The sequence below is a fragment of the Priestia megaterium genome (assembly GCF_041941685.1).
GTDB classification, from domain to species: domain Bacteria; phylum Bacillota; class Bacilli; order Bacillales; family Bacillaceae_H; genus Priestia; species Priestia megaterium_C.
The window spans coordinates 4,172,078-4,190,676 of record NZ_CP130958.1 but is presented as its reverse complement, the minus strand read 5'-3'; the positions used below and the strand labels follow the sequence as shown (position 1 = coordinate 4,190,676).

18 protein-coding genes and 2 pseudogenes are annotated in these 18,599 nt (G+C 39.0%); all 20 read left to right on the top strand.

The window, feature by feature from the left end; all coding sequences use genetic code 11:
• Positions 1-16 precede the first annotated feature (16 nt).
• The 20 genes and pseudogenes from Q5794_RS22165 to trpA all read left to right on the top strand — a co-directional run bounded on the left by Q5794_RS22165 (position 17) and on the right by trpA (position 18,599).
• Positions 17-1,048: an NAD(P)H-dependent glycerol-3-phosphate dehydrogenase gene (locus tag Q5794_RS22165; RefSeq protein ID WP_013059021.1), complete on the top strand. Its 1,032-nt coding sequence runs from the start codon at positions 17-19 to the stop codon at positions 1,046-1,048.
• A 314-nt stretch (positions 1,049-1,362) separates the two neighbouring features.
• Positions 1,363-1,566, top strand: coding sequence for a DUF2768 domain-containing protein (locus Q5794_RS22160; protein ID WP_013059020.1), 204 nt, complete (start codon positions 1,363-1,365; stop codon positions 1,564-1,566).
• Positions 1,567-1,590: 24 nt separating this feature from the next.
• Positions 1,591-2,313 (top strand): hypothetical protein, encoded by a 723-nt coding sequence (locus Q5794_RS22155; protein WP_214984368.1) that lies wholly within the window; start codon positions 1,591-1,593, stop codon positions 2,311-2,313.
• A 229-nt stretch (positions 2,314-2,542) separates the two neighbouring features.
• Positions 2,543-4,021, top strand: coding sequence for a stage IV sporulation protein A (spoIVA, locus tag Q5794_RS22150; RefSeq protein WP_013059017.1), 1,479 nt, complete (start codon positions 2,543-2,545; stop codon positions 4,019-4,021).
• A 374-nt stretch (positions 4,022-4,395) separates the two neighbouring features.
• Positions 4,396-4,668, top strand: a complete 273-nt coding sequence (locus Q5794_RS22145; protein WP_013059016.1) for an HU family DNA-binding protein — start codon at positions 4,396-4,398, stop codon at positions 4,666-4,668.
• Positions 4,669-4,815: 147 nt separating this feature from the next.
• The gene (folE, locus tag Q5794_RS22140) at positions 4,816-5,382 is read left to right on the top strand and encodes a GTP cyclohydrolase I FolE (protein ID WP_013059015.1); all 567 of its coding nucleotides are present in this window, start codon (positions 4,816-4,818) and stop codon (positions 5,380-5,382) included.
• A gap of 25 nt (positions 5,383-5,407) precedes the next feature.
• Positions 5,408-5,638: a trp RNA-binding attenuation protein MtrB gene (mtrB, locus tag Q5794_RS22135; RefSeq protein WP_013059014.1), complete on the top strand. Its 231-nt coding sequence runs from the start codon at positions 5,408-5,410 to the stop codon at positions 5,636-5,638.
• A 278-nt stretch (positions 5,639-5,916) separates the two neighbouring features.
• The gene (locus Q5794_RS22130; protein WP_192996144.1) at positions 5,917-6,711 is read left to right on the top strand and encodes a heptaprenyl diphosphate synthase component 1; all 795 of its coding nucleotides are present in this window, start codon (positions 5,917-5,919) and stop codon (positions 6,709-6,711) included.
• Between the two features lie 4 nt (positions 6,712-6,715).
• Entirely contained in the window at positions 6,716-7,420 is a 705-nt protein-coding gene (locus Q5794_RS22125; RefSeq protein ID WP_214984369.1) for a demethylmenaquinone methyltransferase, read from the top strand.
• An 81-nt stretch (positions 7,421-7,501) separates the two neighbouring features.
• Positions 7,502-8,466: pseudogene (hepT, locus tag Q5794_RS22120) on the top strand (heptaprenyl diphosphate synthase component II).
• A 115-nt stretch (positions 8,467-8,581) separates the two neighbouring features.
• Positions 8,582-9,031: a nucleoside-diphosphate kinase gene (gene ndk, locus Q5794_RS22115; protein WP_013059010.1), complete on the top strand. Its 450-nt coding sequence runs from the start codon at positions 8,582-8,584 to the stop codon at positions 9,029-9,031.
• Between the two features lie 210 nt (positions 9,032-9,241).
• A pseudogene (locus tag Q5794_RS22110) lies at positions 9,242-10,023 on the top strand (CheR family methyltransferase).
• 134 nt (positions 10,024-10,157) lie between these two features.
• Entirely contained in the window at positions 10,158-11,330 is a 1,173-nt protein-coding gene (aroC, locus tag Q5794_RS22105; protein WP_374988434.1) for a chorismate synthase, read from the top strand.
• Entirely contained in the window at positions 11,330-12,412 is a 1,083-nt protein-coding gene (gene aroB / locus Q5794_RS22100; protein ID WP_192996152.1) for a 3-dehydroquinate synthase, read from the top strand. The genes aroC and aroB overlap by 1 nt, the downstream gene beginning before the upstream one ends.
• Positions 12,413-12,695: 283 nt before the next feature.
• On the top strand, positions 12,696-14,210 hold the full coding sequence (gene trpE / locus Q5794_RS22095) for an anthranilate synthase component I (RefSeq protein ID WP_374988433.1): 1,515 nt from the start codon (positions 12,696-12,698) through the stop codon (positions 14,208-14,210).
• The gene (gene trpD / locus Q5794_RS22090; RefSeq protein WP_013059005.1) at positions 14,203-15,228 is read left to right on the top strand and encodes an anthranilate phosphoribosyltransferase; all 1,026 of its coding nucleotides are present in this window, start codon (positions 14,203-14,205) and stop codon (positions 15,226-15,228) included. The genes trpE and trpD overlap by 8 nt, the downstream gene beginning before the upstream one ends.
• The gene (trpC, locus tag Q5794_RS22085) at positions 15,218-15,985 is read left to right on the top strand and encodes an indole-3-glycerol phosphate synthase TrpC (RefSeq protein WP_374988432.1); all 768 of its coding nucleotides are present in this window, start codon (positions 15,218-15,220) and stop codon (positions 15,983-15,985) included. Before trpD ends, trpC begins: the two co-directional genes overlap by 11 nt.
• Positions 15,975-16,601 carry a phosphoribosylanthranilate isomerase gene (locus tag Q5794_RS22080; RefSeq protein ID WP_214984373.1) on the top strand — a complete coding sequence of 209 codons (627 nt, stop codon included), beginning with the start codon at positions 15,975-15,977 and terminating at the stop codon, positions 16,599-16,601. The genes trpC and Q5794_RS22080 overlap by 11 nt, the downstream gene beginning before the upstream one ends.
• Complete coding sequence (gene trpB / locus Q5794_RS22075) at positions 16,598-17,812, top strand: tryptophan synthase subunit beta (protein WP_214984374.1); 1,215 nt, start codon at positions 16,598-16,600, stop codon at positions 17,810-17,812. Before Q5794_RS22080 ends, trpB begins: the two co-directional genes overlap by 4 nt.
• A complete protein-coding gene (gene trpA / locus Q5794_RS22070) occupies positions 17,799-18,599 on the top strand; it encodes a tryptophan synthase subunit alpha (RefSeq protein ID WP_374988431.1) in 801 nt (266 codons plus the stop codon). The genes trpB and trpA overlap by 14 nt, the downstream gene beginning before the upstream one ends.

Genomic DNA, 18,599 nt, shown 5'->3' with positions numbered 1-18,599 from the left:
AGAGGGTGTGATCGGCGTGGAAAGAATAGCTGTACTAGGAGCAGGGAGCTGGGGAACTGCATTAGCTTTCGTATTGGCGGAAAATGGACACGATGTTCGCATTTGGGGACATAGACAACAAGTCATTGATCAAATTAACGAGACGCATCAGAATGAAAAATATTTGCCTGGTGTAGAGCTTCCTCATCAGATTAAAGGTTTTACGTCATTAGAAAAGGCAATAGAGGGTGTTGAAACCCTTATTTTAGCTGTTCCAACGAAGGCCATTCGTGAAGTGTTGCAGCAGCTAAAATCCCTTACCGATGAACTGTTTACAATTGTTCACGTAAGTAAAGGGATTGAACCGGATTCTCTTTTACGTATATCTCAAATGATTCAACAAGAAATTGATACAAAAGACATCGTTGTCTTATCAGGTCCGAGTCATGCTGAAGAAGTAAGTAGAAGGCAGCCCACAACTGTGACGTCAGCTTCAACAAATATACAAGCAGCAGAAAAAGTGCAGGATTTATTTAATAATCAGCAGTACTTCCGTGTTTATACAAATCCTGATGTGATTGGTGTGGAAATTGGGGGAGCGTTAAAAAATATTATTGCTCTTGCTGCTGGTATCACGGATGGACTTGGATATGGTGACAATGCGAAGGCCGCTCTTATGACTCGTGGCTTAGCTGAAATCGCTCGTTTAGGTACTGTGCTTGGTGCCAATCCTCTGACGTTCTCAGGTTTAACCGGGATTGGAGACTTGATTGTAACGTGTACAAGCGTTCATTCTCGAAATTGGCGCGCTGGTAATCTTCTTGGAAAAGGCAAAAATTTAGACGAAGTATTAGAAAATATGGGAATGGTTGTAGAAGGTGTACGCACGACGAAAGCAGCTTACCAGCTATCTCAAAAATATGACGTAAAAATGCCGATTGCTGATGCTTTATATAATGTACTGTTTAATGATGTGAAGGCAAAGGATGCAGTAGACGCGCTTATGTCTCGTACTAAAACACATGAAATGGAAGATTTAGCGAATGTTTTAGGAGAAAAATTAAATTAAGTGCAAAGAAATATGAAAAAATAGGCAATTGGTGATACCCAAAATCATTTACTTGCATAAAATAACGTGTAAATAAAGATGAGTAGAACTGTTAGTATGGGAATATTTAGTTATGATCGAAGCGAAGAGCCCCCTTCGCTTCGATTTTTTTATGTGAAAAAGCAGGAATTTGTCAATTTAATAGGAAAGTAATTACTATAGAGCATGAATCACTGGAAGGTAAATAAATAGTGAATTTAGAAAGTTCTATCAATATCCATCTTAACTATAAGTCCTTATGTTATAATAACGGTGAAAAAAGGAGTGGATGCAATTTGTCGCCAGGTTTGTTAAAGATGTGGATTTCATTGGGTTCCATTGTATTTATGTTTATTTCGGTATTTTCTATTTACTTTAGTCGTTATAAAATTACGAACCGCATTGGTAAAATTGTACTCGCTTTCATTGCCTATTCGCTTATGATTGTAGCAGGTCTTATTATGGTAATTGTTGTATTCAGCGGGCCGACAGATGCTTAATGTACATATGGTAGGGTGAGAAAAATGAAAAAATTCATGCTAACGTCTATTGTTGGGTTAACCATTTTTGTATTATCCGGTTGTTTGTACCCGGCGGAAAGAATGTCTCAAAATCAAGTTCCTTATAAAGATCAAGTTGCTTCCGTGCAAACGGCGGTTGATCAATTTAAACAAGAAAGCGGAGGCTTATTGCCGATAAAAACGAAAGATATGGACACGCCGATTTATCAAAAATATCCGATTGACTTTACGAAAATTGTTCCTAGATACATGCAAGACGCACCTGGGAATTCGTATGAAAGTGGAGGGATATTTGCGTACGTGCTTGTGGATGCAGAAACAAAGCCGACGGTTAAATTATTAGACTTACGGATAGCGGATACGATTCAAGATGTTAACGTACATTTGAATATATACCGTCAAAATCATAAAGGGTACGTGCCGTTTAAAGACGTCATCGCTCCCGGCGTATTCTCTATTAATTATAAAAAATTGAATATGAAAGAACCTCCTGTCGTTACTAGCCCATATACAGGGAATAGTCTTTCTTTAATTGTTAATGGACAGGGAGATGTATTTGTAGATTATCGTCCTGATTTGTATGATGCTATTCAAAAGCAGAAAAGCTCCTACAAACCTGGTGAAGATATACGAAAGCTCCTCGTGGAAAACAGTGATTTTGTACCTGCTTATTCTCTTCCTTATACGGTCAACGATAAGAATGAACCAATATTTTTTAAAAAATAAGTCATGAACCCCTTCTCCTTGAATAATATTCAGAGAGAAGGGGTTTTCTCTTTCTTGTACACCAATAATGATAATCAGAATGACTAAGTCAGCATGTGCATGAAAAAAATCATAAATTTTTCTATCAAAAGTCATATTTTAATAGGACAACGTCATAACTATATAGTGTCCTAATTTACTCTCGCAATGGATGTCATATTCCATGAACTCATAGATCGGAGGGGATCTTTTGGAAAAGGTGGATGTATTTAAAGATATCGCTGAACGTACAGGAGGCGATATATATTTAGGTGTGGTGGGAGCAGTTCGAACAGGAAAATCTACATTTATTAAAAAATTTATGGAGCTGGTGGTCCTGCCTCACATCGAGAACGAGGCAGAAAGAGCTCGCACACAAGATGAACTACCACAAAGTGCAGCTGGAAAAACGATTATGACAACTGAGCCGAAATTCGTACCGAATCAAGCAGTTAATGTTTTGGTAGATGACGGGCTAGAAGTTAACATACGGTTAGTAGATTGTGTAGGATATACGGTGCCTGGCGCTAAAGGGTACGAAGATGAAAACGGACCTCGAATGATCAATACACCTTGGTATGAAGAACCAATTCCATTTCATGAAGCGGCTGAAATTGGAACGAGAAAGGTAATTCAAGAACACTCAACGATTGGTGTCGTCATTACAACAGATGGCTCAATTGGAGATATACCTCGTCAAGATTATGTGGAAGCAGAAGAGCGCGTCATTAATGAGCTAAAAGAAGTAGGCAAACCATTTATCATGGTTATTAATACCGTACAGCCATATCATCCTGATACAGAAAAGCTTCGTGCAAAGCTTAATGAAAAATATGATATTCCAGTATTAGCGATGAGTGTGGAAAGCATGCGCGATACTGATGTGATGAACGTCTTAAGAGAAGCACTCTACGAGTTCCCTGTATTAGAAGTCAACGTTAATCTACCAAGCTGGGTAATGGTTTTAAAAGATAAACATTGGCTGCGTGAAAGCTATCAAGAAGCCGTTAAAGAAACGGTAAAAGATATTAAGAGGCTGAGAGATGTTGAACGGGTAGTAGAGCAATTTAGCCAGTTTGAGTTTATCGATCAGGCTCGGTTAGCTGGAATTGAGATGGGGCAGGGGATTGCCGAAATTGACTTATACGCTCCAGATGACTTATATGATCAGATTTTGAAAGAAATCGTGGGAGTAGAAATTCGCGGAAGAGATCATTTGCTGCAGTTAATGCAAGATTTTGTGCATGCAAAAACCGAGTATGATCAAGTCTCTGATGCCCTTCGTATGGTTAAACAAACGGGTTATGGTGTAGCTGCACCTTCGCTTTCGGATATGAGCCTTGATGAACCTGAAATTATTCGCCAAGGATCGCGTTTTGGAGTTCGTTTAAAAGCAGTGGCACCTTCTATACACATGATTAAAGTGGATGTAGAATCAGAATTTGCGCCGATTATCGGAACGGAGAAGCAAAGCGAAGAATTAGTTCGTTATTTGATGCAAGACTTTGAAGATGATCCGCTTTCAATTTGGAATTCAGATATATTTGGCCGCTCTCTAAGTTCAATTGTAAGAGAAGGGATTCAAGGAAAGCTGTCGCTGATGCCTGAAAATGCGCGATATAAGTTAAAAGAAACGCTAGAACGGATTATTAACGAAGGATCTGGAGGTTTAATCGCGATTATTTTATAAGAATGTAACGTTAGGCTCCTCATAAAGGAGCCTCTTCTTTTTTGGATAGATCATACAAAACTTTACATATATTGTGATAGATCGCGTGGTTATCCTATTCCTGCGTTATTTTCTGCTTGCTATGCCTTGTTCAATATGTTAATCTTTTAACAGAAATCGATCGATCATACTGTTTTCACTACATACATACGGCAGATGAATGAAAAACATTGAATTATTTAGTTCAATCGTTTATGATTAGGCTTGTCGATACATAGGTTATGTATAATATCCATTTGTTTTGTTAAAGAATGAGATATAACGAATTACTAGATTCCTTTTCTAACAAGGTTTTTAGTTATTATATGATCCGATTTTGGGAGGAGGTGAATGGCATGAACAAGACAGAATTAATTAATGCTGTTGCAGAAGCAAGTGAGCTTTCAAAAAAGGATGCTACAAAAGCAGTTGATGCTGTTTTCGATACAATTTTAGAAGCTTTAAAAGCTGAGGACAAAGTTCAACTTATCGGTTTTGGTAACTTCGAAGTACGTGAACGTGCTGCTCGTAAAGGACGCAATCCACAAACTGGCGAAGAAATCGAAATTCCTGCTAGCAAAGTTCCTGCATTCAAACCAGGTAAAGCTCTTAAAGATGCTGTAAAATAATATCTACATAAAATGGCTTTATTCATAGCCGTTGATGAAGAGCTTTGAAAGGTCGCACATTTGCGACCTTTCTTTTTTGCCTTTGGTATATACATATGCTAGAATTTTTTCATAAAGTCGTAATGCAACGAATTGGAGGGCAACAACATGTCATCTGTAAATAAACCACAGATCGAACAAGCCGTGAGACTAATTTTAGAAGCAATTGGCGAAGATCCAAACCGTGAAGGATTATTAGATACACCAAAGCGAGTAGCTAAAATGTATGAGGAAGTCTTTTCAGGGTTGAATGAAGATCCAAAAGAGCATTTTAAAACAGTTTTTGGAGAAGACCATGAAGAGCTAGTGCTTGTAAAAGATATTCCTTTTTACTCTATGTGTGAACATCACTTAGTGCCTTTTTATGGAAAAGCTCATGTTGCGTATATTCCAAAAGGCGGACGAGTGACCGGTTTAAGTAAGCTGGCAAGAGCAGTAGAAGCTGTTGCGAAACGTCCTCAGCTTCAGGAGAGAATTACATCTACGGTGGCGGATTCTATTGTAGAAACATTAGAGCCGCACGGGGTAATGGTAGTAGTGGAAGCAGAGCACATGTGTATGACCATGCGAGGCATCAAAAAGCCGGGAGCTATGACAATCACTTCTGCTGTACGTGGAGTGTTAGAACACGATGCAAGTTCTAGAGCTGAAGTTTTATCACTGATTAAATCATAATGTGGATGATGAAGGAGAAGAGAATATGACACAAAAAGGAACGCCGGAGTATATTGTCATTAAAGCGGTCGAAGATGGAGTTAACGTAATTGGCTTAACGCGAGGAGCAGATACGCGATTTCATCATTCAGAAAAACTAGATAAAGGCGAAGTAATGATTGCGCAGTTTACTGAGCATACATCCGCAATTAAAATTCGTGGCAAAGCCGTCATTCAGACTGTTCACGGAGAAATTGAATCCGATACGAAAAAATAAGCAGGGATTTTCCTGCTTTTATTTATATTTAAAATAAATGAATAAGAACAGGAAAAACATGGTGAAACTAAAAGCAATATCTTAAATTACTGTCTAAGGAATCCAGATGGTATGTAGATGAACGGTGTTCAAGCGGATGAGCAGCTAAATGATTTAAACCGTGAAAAAGCTTCAAAAGAATTTAAAGGATATTTTATAATGTAATTATGTTATAATTGACACTATCGATTTGGAGTTAAAAGAACTTTAAACAAATAGTGATGGAAAGGGAGACAAGGATGATGAGCGTAAAAACCATCTATGATATTGTGGCCAACATGAAAGAACAGCTTCATGTTGAATTAAGTCATCCATATGTAAAAAAATATATTCATCATCCGCGTATTGATGAAAATAGATTACTGTACATGTGTTCGTTCTTAGATACTCTTTCAATGGAAGAAGAAAAAAAGAACAGCTCTGTGCTATCTGTGATGCTCGTTCAAACCGCACTTGATACCCACGATCTAGTCTCCACTCAAAATGTTAGCGGAAATGAAGGAAAGCTGCATGAGCGGCAGCTGGTAGTTTTGGCCGGAGATTATTACAGCGGCCTGTACTATTACTATTTAGCTCAAAGCAACCAGCTGAATTTAATGAAAGTTATAGCATCTGCTATTAAAGAAATTAATATCGCTAAGATACACATTTATAACAATCGCTCTACTAATCCACACGACGTTATGAATAGTTTTTTAGCAGCAGAATCATCGTTTGTAAGATGCTTATGTGACTATTTTGAACGTGAAGAGTGGAAAGAACTTTTAAAACATGCAGCGTATTTGAACGGGATATTAAAGCAATTAAAGTCATTACAGCATAAAGAGCCTACTCTCTTGCTAAACTATTGCAAACAAATTGGCATGAATCAAGAACAAATAAAAGAATACCTTTATTCGTATACTCAACAGTCTGTAAACATTGTTAGAGGATACTTACGAAGTGAATTTGTGATGAATGAGTTTTTAAGAGAGCACTTAGGTGAACTTACATCTAGCTTAGAAGTGCTGAAAAATGTCGTAGGAGAAGGATAGAGATATGCAGCAATCAAAAGAACAGCGTGTCCATGGCGTATTTGAAAAAATATACAAAAATTATGATCAAATGAATTCTGTTATTAGTTTTCAGCGTCATAAGGCATGGCGCAAAGATACGATGAAGCGAATGAATGTTCAAAAAGGAACAAAAGCTTTAGATGTTTGTTGCGGAACTGCGGATTGGACGCTAGCTATGGCTGAGGCAGTTGGAGAAACAGGAGAAGCAGTTGGCCTGGATTTTAGTCAAAATATGCTAAAGATTGGTGAAGAGAAAGTAAAAAATTCATCTTTTTCAAATATTACCTTACTACATGGCAATGCAATGGAACTTCCTTTTGAAGATAATTCATTTGACTATGTAACGATTGGATTCGGACTGCGCAATGTGCCCGATTACCTTCAAGTTTTAAAGGAAATGCAGCGCGTCGTAAAACCTGGCGGAAAAGTGGTTTGCCTTGAAACTTCTCAGCCCACGATGATCGGCTACCGACAAATGTACTTGCTTTACTTTAAGTATATTATGCCTGCGCTTGGAAAGATGGTCGCTAAAAGCTATGATGAATATTCATGGCTTCAAGAGTCAGCAAGGGACTTTCCAGGTCAAAAGCAATTGGCTGATATGTTCCGTGAAGCAGGTTTGACAGATGTTGAAGTGAAATCTTACACAGGTGGAGTAGCAGCGATGCATCTAGGGTACAAACGATAAAAGAGAAAAAGCTTGTCCTACAGGTGCAACAGCCTGTAGGATAAGGAGTAAAGAATGAATATATAATGCAAGGTGAGTCCAATGAAACTAAAAATGATGTACGCTTTTTTGAATACGGATATTACCCTTATTGAGAAAGAACTTGAACAAACTGTTCATACCGATGAAACACTTATCACAGATGCTTCTCTTCACCTTTTACAAGCAGGGGGAAACGAATTCGCCCTGTATTTGTTTTGTTGGCAGCTAAATTTGGGCATTACAACATCGACCAAATCAAACACGTGGCAGTAGCGCTTGAGCTGATTCATATGGCTTCTCTTGTTCATGATGATGTTATTGATGACGCTGATAAGCGACGCGGAAAACCAACAATTAAGGCAAAATGGGACAATCGTATTGCTATGTATACAGGGGATTACATCTTTGCTCGCGCGCTTGAAGTTATGAGTGAGGTTAAAGATGTGGAAGCACATAAAATTTTATCTAATACGATGGTGGAATTAACGCTCGGTGAAATTGAACAGATTAAGGACAAATACAACCTAAACCAAAACTTACGGGTGTATCTGCGTAGAATTAAACGTAAAACGGCACTGCTAATTGCTGCAAGCTGTCAGTTAGGCGCAATTGCAGCGGGAGCTCCTGAAGATATACATAAACGTTTATTTTGGTTTGGATATTACGTGGGAATGTCATTTCAAATTACCGATGACATTTTAGATTTTATCTCATCAGAAGAACAGCTTGGGAAACCAGTTGGCAGCGACTTACTGCAAGGAAATATTACGCTGCCAGTTTTGTATGCCATTGAAAATGCTGAGTTTCGAGATAAAGTAGAACAGCTTTTCGAGAGGGAATATGAGCAAGAGCTGATCAATGAAATTATTTCTGATATTAAATCTTCTAACGCCATTGAACGTTCATTTGAGATGAGCGATCGTTATCTGCAAAAAGCGATGAGCATTTTAGAAGAACTGCCGCCAAACAAGGCGAAAAAAACGCTGCATCAAATTGCGAAGTACATTGGAAAACGGAAATTTTGATTTATTTACTTTCATAAGTTGTAAACTGCTCGAAACAATGTTAATATCTTCATGAGGTGTGATTGCGCTTTCAAAACTTGTTTACATATCATGAACTTCAGGGGTGGAGAGTAAAATGATACAAAAAACGTTTTTAATGGTCAAACCAGACGGGGTACAAAGAAGCATTATTGGTGAGGTTATTTCTCGCTTTGAGAAAAAAGGTTTTCAATTAGTCGGAGCTAAGCTTATGCATATTTCGCAGGAATTAGCTGAAACACACTACGGTGAACATAAAGAGAAACCTTTCTTCGGTGAGTTAGTGAAATTTATCACATCAGGTCCAGTTTTTGCTATGGTATGGGAAGGTGAAAACGTGATTTCAGTATCACGTCAAATGGTGGGGAAAACTAACCCTCAAGAAGCGCTTCCTGGAACTATTCGAGGTGATTATGGACTGATTGTCGATAAGAATATTATTCACGGCTCAGATTCACCAGAAAGTGCGGAGCGTGAAATCAGCTTATTCTTTGAAAGTGAAGAGCTGACTTTCTATAAAAAAGACGCAGACGCTTGGATTTACTAATTTAGATAGCGCAAGGAGACGAATGAATTTTCATTCGTCTTTTTTATTGTGTTTATACATAGGTCCTAGGCTATTGATTGCGAATATCTCTCTACATAAACATTTTCACAATGTATTCCGATATATTAATAAGAAGATAAGCGTATATAAAGGTTTTATTTCCTTATACGTCTAACATAAACGTATAGAAATGAGAAAGGAGAGTCAAAAATGATAGATGAATACGACGCGTTTGTGGAGAAAATAAAAATAAAAACAAGCATTGATTTATCACTATATAAGCAGTCTCAAATGAAACGCCGCCTCACCTCCCTGTATGAAAAAAAGGTTTTTCTAGTTTTTTTGAATATTATCGAGCAATGAGCAGTAACAACGAACTGCTTGAGGAGTTTTTAGATCGGATGACGATTAACGTGTCAGAGTTTTATCGTAACTATCAGCGGTGGGATATATTGGAGCAAAAAATTTTACCGACTCTTGTAAAAGGAAAAACAGACCTGAAAGTGTGGAGCGCTGCCTGTTCAACAGGGGAAGAGCCATATACACTAGCGATGGTTTTATCAACATTTTTTCCGCTTTCGCGTATTTCTATATTGGCGACCGATTTGGATGAAAAAGTGATAGAAAAAGCAAAAATAGGCTTTTATGATGAACGTTCACTTCAGGAAATGCCTGTTTCGATGAAAAATAAGTACTTTCAACAAAGAGGAACCGGGTACTTATTAGATGAAAAAATCAAAAAAACAGTTGTTTTTCAGAAACATAACTTACTGTCAGACTCTTTTCCAAAAAACGTTGACTTGATTGTTTGTCGAAATGTGCTTATTTATTTTACAGATGAAGCAAAGCATGCTTTATATGAAAAATTCAGCAGAGCTTTAGCACCCGGCGGCATCTTATTTGTAGGTAGCACAGAACAGGTTTTTACTCCGCAAAAGTATGGATTTGAAACGGCTGATACGTTTTTTTACAGGAAAGCAAAGACCATTTAATCGAGACAACCTGAAGCGGTTTCTTAAAAGCTGAGGTGAAACTTTTTGTACATTCTTATGTTATAGTATGGTATAGTCATATTTAAAAATGGAAAAATTCTGACGAATAATACATATTAAGCGGAGGTACGATTATGCGATATTTAACAGCAGGAGAATCACATGGTCCACAGTTGACTACTATTTTAGAGGGTGTTCCGGCAGGGCTTCCTTTAACAGCCGAAGACATCAATACAGATTTAGCGCGAAGACAAAAAGGTCATGGTCGCGGAAGACGTATGCAAATTGAAAAAGATCAAGCAGAAATTTTAAGCGGTGTCCGCCACGGCTATACGCTAGGATCTCCTATTACGTTAGCGGTAGAAAATAACGACTGGAAACACTGGACAAAAATTATGGGCATCGAGCCAATTTCTGAAGAAGAATCAGAAGAAGTAAAGCGTAAAATCTCAAGACCAAGACCAGGGCATGCCGATTTAAACGGCGCTATTAAATATGGTCATCGCGATATGAGAAATGTATTAGAACGTTCTTCAGCTCGCGAAACAACTGTAAGGGTAGCAGCAGGTGCTGTCGCTCGTCAAATCCTTGCTCAGTTCGGGATTTCTGTAGCTGGACATGTATTAGAAATTGGCGGCGTACAGGCAAATCCGCCTCAATACAAAAGCTTAGAGGAACTTCAAGAAGTCACTGAAGCTTCTCCAGTAAGATGTTTTGACTCAGCTGTTGAGAAAGACATGATGCAAGCAATCGATGATGCTAAGAAAAATGGCGATTCTATCGGAGGCGTAGTAGAAGTTATTATTGAAGGCGTGCCAGCAGGAGTAGGCAGCTATGTTCATTACGATCGTAAATTAGATGCGAAGATTGCTGCAGCTGTTATGAGCATTAATGCATTTAAAGGCGTTGAGTTTGGGATTGGATTTGAAGCGGCTCGCAGACCAGGAAGCGAAGTTCATGACGAAATTCTATGGGATGAAAAGAATGGGTATACCCGTAAAACAAACAACTTAGGCGGCTTTGAAGGCGGCATGACAACAGGTATGCCAATTGTAGTACGCGGTGTAATGAAGCCTATTCCAACGCTTTACAAGCCGTTAAAAAGTGTTGATATTGAAACAAAAGAAGCCTTCGAGGCAAGCATCGAACGTTCAGACAGCTGCGCTGTGCCGGCTGCAAGCGTTGTAGCAGAAGCCGTTGTAGCTTGGGAATTGGCTGATGCGCTAATCGAACAGCTTGGACAAGACCGAATTGATTTAATTGCTGAAAATATTGAGAAAATGCGTGCACATGCGAGGGAGTTTTAATGTTGCAAATTAATATTCAAACTTTATCCAAAACATATCCTCTTTATTTAGGCAATGGATTAATTGAAAAGCTGCCTTCTATTATCGAGAGTGTAAAACCTAATCTGTCGTCTGTGTTAATCATCACCGATTCAGCTGTAGATTCATATTATGGAGAAGCGGTTGTAAAAGCGATTGAGACGCAGTTTAAAGTGGCTAAATACGTAGTGCCAAGCGGTGAACATGCAAAGTCATTTCAACATTACTACGATTGTCAGACATTTGCGCTCGAACAGCAGCTTGACCGCAATGCGCTCGTTATTGCTTTTGGCGGAGGGGTAGTAGGCGATTTAGCTGGATTTGTAGCCGCTACTTATATGAGAGGAATTTCTTTTATTCAAGTGCCAACGACGCTTCTTGCTCACGATAGTGCTGTAGGCGGTAAAGTAGCCATTAATCATGAGCTTGGAAAAAATATGATTGGTGCTTTTTATCAGCCTGAAGCGGTTGTTTATGATATTAATCTTCTTAAAACGCTTCCCGAAAGAGAATGGCGTTCCGGTTTTGCAGAAGTGATTAAACACGCTTTTATTCACGATGAAGCATTTTATGAATGGCTTCAGCAAAATATACAATCGCTGACTGATTTACAAGATGAAAAATTAATTTATGCTATTCAAAACGGTATTTTAGTCAAAGCATCTGTTGTAAAAGAAGATGAGACAGAAGCTGGCGTTCGCGCTCATCTGAACTTTGGACATACGTTAGGGCATGCGATCGAAGCAGAGTGCGGCTATGGACAAATCAGCCACGGAGAAGGCGTAGCGATTGGTATGCTGTTTGCTATGAAAGTCAGCAATGTTCTTGAGAAAAGTCAGTTCTCTGTGGACGACATTGCGAAATGGTTTGAAAAATTTGGCTACAAGACGTCTGTCCCAAACCATCTTTCAGCTGAAAAACTGCTCGTAAGAATGAAAGCGGACAAGAAGTCTAAATCAAGCAATATTCACATGGTATTGCTTGAAGGCATAGGCAAACCTTTTGTTCAACAAGTAGAAGATGAAGTGATTCTTAAACTGCTGAATGAAGAGCTTAAAGCTTAGTTTCGTCTAAAGCCAAGTAGATAGTAGTTGACAAATGAATTTGAAACGTACTACAATTGGTAACAAGTTAGTTTAGAGATTTTAGTTATGAGAAAACAATAGACAGTTTAGTTGAGATTAGGGTAGACGAGAATGAGACAGTTGAGCAGAGTTTAGTTGAGTGAATTTTACCATTCGTATACCCAAAGACCCATTTTTGATGTGTCTTTGGGTTTATTTATTATATCCTCTTTTATATAACCTCATCTATTCTCATTCTCCATGAAATGGAGGATTGAAAGATATGACGAACACGTATACTTCTTTTTTAGAAGACTCTACAGAGTATTTAACCATTCCAATTATAAAAAAAATATTTATCGATAGCATGACACCTGTTGATCTTTTTCAACAAGTAAAAGATGAAGCCGTATATTTGCTTGAAAGTAATGATGAATCATCACCATGGTCCAATTATTCTTTTATTGGCTTAAATCCATTTTTGTATGTTGAGGAAGAAAACGGAACCTATCTAGCAAAAAACAAGCAGCTTCAGCCTATGCTGCAAGGAGACAGCTTTAAAGAGGTGTTTTGTAAAATTCAGCAAGAGCTGAAAGTGAAAGTACCAGACCTTGCACTTCCTTTTAAAGGAGGAGCAGTAGGATTTATCAGCTACGACGCAGTATCGCAAATTGAAAAAGTAAACGTACATGCCCAAAATGATTTGAACATGCCTACTTTTCACTTTATCTATTGTCAAACGATGCTTGCTTACAATCATCAAACAAAAGAGCTTATGGTGATTCACTACATTCAGCTTAATGAGCAAGACAAAGAGCAGCAGAAAAAAGAAAAATACGGTGAAGCTTTAGCAGAGATCAATAGATATGTTGAAAGAATAGCGCAGACGGTGAAAGAAAAGCCAATGATGTTTGAAAGCGAGCAGCGCGAAGTTAGCTTTAAAGGCGTGACATCGTCATACCAAAAAGACAAATTTGTGCAAGATGTGGAAAAAATTAAGGAATACATTAAAAGCGGAGATGTTTTTCAAGCTGTATTGTCGCAGAGATTTCAAATTGATACGACCGTAGCTGGATTTGATATTTACAGAGTATTGCGATTAGTTAATCCGTCTCCTTATTTATTTTACGTGAAAGTAAAAGGCGTGGAGTTAATTGGAAGTTCTCCTGAGCGGTTGATTCAAATTGAAAACGGCCATTTAGAAATTCATCCGATTGCAGGAACGAGAAGACGTGGCAGGGATGCAGAAGAAGATGCGCGCTTATACGAAGACTTAATTAACGATGAAAAAGAGCGGGCAGAACACTATATGCTCGTGGACTTAGCAAGAAATGACATCGGCCGAGTTGCACAGTATGGAAGTGTCCAAACACCAGTATTAATGCAGCAGGTTAACTTTTCGCACGTCATGCACTTGATTTCTAAAGTGACAGGGCGCCTTGACGAAAAAGTACATCCCATTGATGCGCTGCTTTCTGCATTTCCAGCGGGTACCGTATCTGGCGCTCCAAAAGTGCGAGCGATGCAAATCTTAAATGAAATTGAACCAGTTGCGCGAAATGTATATGCAGGAACCGTAGCATATCTCGGATTTGATGGAAACATTGATTCGTGCATTGCGATTCGGACCATTCTTTTGAAAGACCAGACCGCTTATATCCAGGCCGGAGCAGGAGTGGTTGCTGACTCAAAACCGGAGCTTGAGTGGAAAGAAACCCGCAATAAAGCTAGCGCTTTAATCAAAACAATTCAATTAGCCCAAGACATCTACGATAAAAAGGAGGATGTATATGTTTAAAGAATTGTTAAAAAAGTGTTTGCGCGGCGAGTCACTTTCGGCGGAAGAAGCAGAAAAAATTATGAATGATATTATGAACGGTAAAGTCCCGGCAGCTCAAATTGCTAGCGTGCTAACCATCTTAACGTACCGAGGAGAAACCGTCGATGAAATTGTTGGTTTTGTCCGAGGTATGAAAAATAATATGAATGCTATTTCTCTAGAAGAATTAAACGTAGTAGATACATGCGGTACGGGAGGAGACGGGGCCTCTACGTTTAATATCTCGACGGCTAGTGCGATTGTGGCATCTGCTGCGGGAGTAAAGGTTGCGAAACACGGGAACCGCGCCGTATCTTCTAAAAGCGGAAGTGCAGACGTGTTAGAACATCTGGATATATGGATTCAAGGAAATGAAAAAGAAGTGAAAAATGCGGTGGCTGACCTTAACATGTCCTTTTTATTTGCGCCGCTTTATCACCCTGCTATGAAACACGTTGCTGCTACTCGAAAGGAATTAGGGTTTAGAACCGTTTTTAATGCATTAGGTCCATTAGCAAACCCTACTAACTGCACAAAGCAAGTAATTGGCGTTTATTCCATTGAGCTTGCACGAAAATTAGCAGAAGCGCTTGTTGTACTGGGAGCTAACCACGTCCTTCTGGTTGCGGGCAGGGACGGTTTAGATGAAATTAGTGCCACGGATGTAACGGATGTTGTAGAAGTACAGGGCAATGTCATTACAGAATATACGCTTGCACCAGAGGATGTACACTTACAGAGAGGGAAGCTTGAAGACTTAGTGGTAGAAGATGCGAAATCGAGTGCCGAGCTTATTGAATCGCTATTTTTAAATAAAAGTAATGTAACTGCTAAAAATGCAGTCGTATTAAACTCTGCTGCAGCTATTTATGTTAGCGGAAACGTTTCTACTTTTGAAGAAGGAGTAGCTGTAGCTTTAGAAACAATTGAATCAGGTGCTGCATACACGCAATTACAACGATTGAAATCGAAAAAGGTGGTTGAACATGCTCAATAAAATTATTGAAACAAAAAAAGAAGAAATTCAAAACCTACAGTTACCCGAACAGCAAAATGTTGCAAAACGATCATTTTTAAGCGCTTTATCAAATCCGAATCGAGAGCTGGCTCTTATTGCAGAAGTGAAAAAAGCCTCGCCTTCTAAAGGATTAATAAAAGAGAATTTTCAGCCTGTGGAAATTGCTAAAGCCTACGAGAAAGGGAAAGCAGATGCTTTGTCTGTGTTAACAGATCAGCACTATTTTCAAGGACATCGAACGTTTTTAAGTGACATTAAACAGCATGTCTCTATCCCTGTGCTTCGCAAGGATTTCATCATTGATTCCATTCAAGTGGAAGAAAGTGCAAGAATCGGTGCTGATGCTATTTTACTCATTGGAGAAGCACTTGAACCATTAAAATTGCAAGAGCTTTACCTTCAGGCTACTGAAAAAGAGTTAGATTGTTTAGTAGAAGTGCATTCTCTAGAAACGCTTGAAAAGCTGCTAGCTGTATTTACCCCGAAGATTATTGGAATTAATAATCGGAATCTTCACACGTTTGAAACCAGCTTGCAGCAGACAAAAGAAATCGCCAAGCATGTTCCGAAAGATCAGCTGTTAGTGAGTGAAAGCGGAATTTACTTATACGATGATGTTTCCTACGTAAAAGAAGCGGGAGCAAAAGCTATTTTAGTAGGGGAATCGCTTATGAGGCAGGATAATCAAACCAAAGCGATTGAAAAGCTGTTTGGGGAAAGTGAATATGCTCATTAAGTACTGTGGTATTCGATCAAAACAAGATATAGCTTTAATAGAAAAGTCGGTTGCTACTCACATTGGCTTTATTTTCTATCCTAGAAGTAAACGATATGTAAAGCCTGAACGAGTAAATGAGTTTGTAACGAATGAAATAAAAAAACAAGTCTCGCTAGTAGGGGTATTTGTTAATACACCAGTAGATCAAATACTTGAACTTGCCTCCGTAACAAATTTAGATGTAATTCAGTGCCACGGGCAAGAAACAGCTGCGGACGTACGTCAGTTAAAGCAGCGTGGATATGAAGTGTGGAAAGCGCTCCCTCACAATAAAGAAACGCTGCAGCAAATGCATGTATATGAAGAGGCTGACGGGTATGTAATTGATAGCAAGGTTAAAGAACAATTTGGAGGAACGGGCGTCGCTTTTGATTGGAGCTTCGTTCCTCAGTATGAATCAGCTGCCCAAAGGTTAGGTAAAAAATGCTTTATTGCTGGAGGAATCAATGCTTGTAACATTGAGAACTTGTTACCCTACAAGCCTGGGGCGATTGATATTTCTGGCGGTATTGAAACAAATGGTGCGAAGGACTATACAAAAATTATAGAGATTGAAAGGAAGATCATACTATGACATACAATCATCCTGATGAATTTGGCCGCTTTGGTGAATTTGGCGGAAAATACGTACCTGAAACATTAATGAAACCACTTGAAGAAGTAGAAGCAGCTTTGAATCAAGCAATGAAAGATACGGCATTTAAAGATGAGTATCTATCCCTACTCGTCAACTACTCAGGGCGACCAACAGCTTTAACATATGCTGATAATATTACCGAAACGCTCGGCGGGGCAAAAATTTATTTAAAACGTGAAGACTTAAATCATACGGGTGCTCACAAAATCAATAATGCCATTGGACAGATTTTACTTGCTAAACGGATGGGAAAAACAAAAATTATTGCTGAAACAGGAGCGGGTCAGCACGGGGTAGCCACAGCTACAGTAGCTGCAAAGTTCGGAATGGAATGTAAAGTATTCATGGGAGAAGAAGATATTGAACGTCAGGCGTTGAACGTCTTTCGCATGAAGCTTCTAGGAGCGGAAGTCATTCCCGCAACTTCTGGAACAAAAACGCTAAAAGATGCAACAAATGAAGCAATTCGCTACTGGGTTCAACATTGTGAAGATCATTTTTACTTAATTGGTTCGGCCATTGGACCGCACCCTTATCCTAAAATGGTTCGAGATTTCCAAAAAATTATTGGAGAAGAAGCAAAAGAACAGTTTACAGCGGTAGAAGGCAAACTTCCGAATGCTGTCGTGGCATGCGTCGGAGGCGGCAGTAATGCAATCGGAATGTTTTATGATTTTATTAAAGAAGAAAATGTACGCTTGATCGGCGTAGAAGCAGGAGGGAAAGGACTAAATACAGCCCTTCATGCTGCTAAAATGGCTAAAGGCACAAAAGGTGTTATTCACGGAACGCTCACGTATTTACTTCAAGATGAAAATGGTCAGATTACAGAGCCTTATTCTATTTCAGCAGGTTTGGATTATCCAGGTATCGGTCCAGAGCATTCTCACCTTTCATCTATTGGACGAGTAGAATATGAAAGTGTAACGGATGATGAGTCAATCGAAGCTCTTCAGCTGCTGGCGAAAACAGAGGGAATCATCCCGGCTATTGAGTCCGCCCATGCGCTGGCAAAAGCATTTGAACTGGCTAAAAGCATGACGAAAGAAGAAACCATTTTAATTTGTTTGTCAGGTCGAGGAGATAAGGACGTTCATACATTAGTAAACTTGCTAGAAGGGAAGGAAGAAGAACATGAATACGTTTGAAGCGAGACTACCTAAACATGAAACATTGTTTATTCCATTTATTACAGCAGGAGATCCTCATGAAGATGCAACGGTGGATATTGCTTTGTCTTTGCAAAAGCAAGGAGCTTCTATTTTAGAGCTGGGCGTACCATATTCCGACCCTTTAGCAGATGGTCCAATTATTCAAGAGGCGTCTAAAAGAGCTTTATCTGGCGGCATGTCTATTTCAAAAGCCATTAAGCTTGTATCGGTGATGAGAAAAAAAGGTGTGAAAATACCGGTAATTCTCTTTACCTATTTTAATCCTGTGTTACAATTAGGTTTAGAATCCTTTTTCGCGTTAATGCGAGAAAATGAAATAGATGGAGTGCTAATTCCGGATTTACCGTACGAAGAGAGTGGCCGTATCCGGGAGCTTGCCGCTGAAAATGAAGTTGCGTACATTTCAATGGTTGCTCCTACATCTAAAGAGCGTATTCAAAAAATCGCTGCAGATGCAACGGGCTTCCTATACTGCGTGTCGTCTTTAGGCGTTACTGGGGTTCGCTCTACGTTGCCAGCTGATATTGGCACCTTTTTAGAAGATGTGAAAGCAGCAGCTTCTATACCGGTTGCCGTCGGTTTTGGGATTTCAACAAGTGAACAAGTAGAGGTGTTAAAAGAACATAGCGACGGCATTGTAATTGGAAGTGCAATTGTTAATAAAATTGGCCAGCTTGAACAAGTTCTTTTAAATAAGGATACACGCCGAGACGGATTAAATCAAATTGAGGAGTATGTTGCATCCATCGTTTCGCCTATATAA

Coding starts and splice junctions, on each gene's coding strand:
- Q5794_RS22155 (WP_214984368.1), top strand. CDS start 1,591: ATGAAAAAATTCATGCTAACGTCTATTGTTGGGTTAACCATTTTTGTA.
- Q5794_RS22145 (WP_013059016.1), top strand. CDS start 4,396: ATGAACAAGACAGAATTAATTAATGCTGTTGCAGAAGCAAGTGAGCTT.
- folE (WP_013059015.1), top strand. CDS start 4,816: ATGTCATCTGTAAATAAACCACAGATCGAACAAGCCGTGAGACTAATT.
- mtrB (WP_013059014.1), top strand. CDS start 5,408: ATGACACAAAAAGGAACGCCGGAGTATATTGTCATTAAAGCGGTCGAA.
- Q5794_RS22130 (WP_192996144.1), top strand. CDS start 5,917: ATGATGAGCGTAAAAACCATCTATGATATTGTGGCCAACATGAAAGAA.
- Q5794_RS22125 (WP_214984369.1), top strand. CDS start 6,716: ATGCAGCAATCAAAAGAACAGCGTGTCCATGGCGTATTTGAAAAAATA.
- ndk (WP_013059010.1), top strand. CDS start 8,582: ATGATACAAAAAACGTTTTTAATGGTCAAACCAGACGGGGTACAAAGA.
- aroC (WP_374988434.1), top strand. CDS start 10,158: ATGCGATATTTAACAGCAGGAGAATCACATGGTCCACAGTTGACTACT.
- aroB (WP_192996152.1), top strand. CDS start 11,330: ATGTTGCAAATTAATATTCAAACTTTATCCAAAACATATCCTCTTTAT.
- trpE (WP_374988433.1), top strand. CDS start 12,696: ATGACGAACACGTATACTTCTTTTTTAGAAGACTCTACAGAGTATTTA.
- trpD (WP_013059005.1), top strand. CDS start 14,203: ATGTTTAAAGAATTGTTAAAAAAGTGTTTGCGCGGCGAGTCACTTTCG.
- trpC (WP_374988432.1), top strand. CDS start 15,218: ATGCTCAATAAAATTATTGAAACAAAAAAAGAAGAAATTCAAAACCTA.
- Q5794_RS22080 (WP_214984373.1), top strand. CDS start 15,975: ATGCTCATTAAGTACTGTGGTATTCGATCAAAACAAGATATAGCTTTA.
- trpB (WP_214984374.1), top strand. CDS start 16,598: ATGACATACAATCATCCTGATGAATTTGGCCGCTTTGGTGAATTTGGC.
- trpA (WP_374988431.1), top strand. CDS start 17,799: ATGAATACGTTTGAAGCGAGACTACCTAAACATGAAACATTGTTTATT.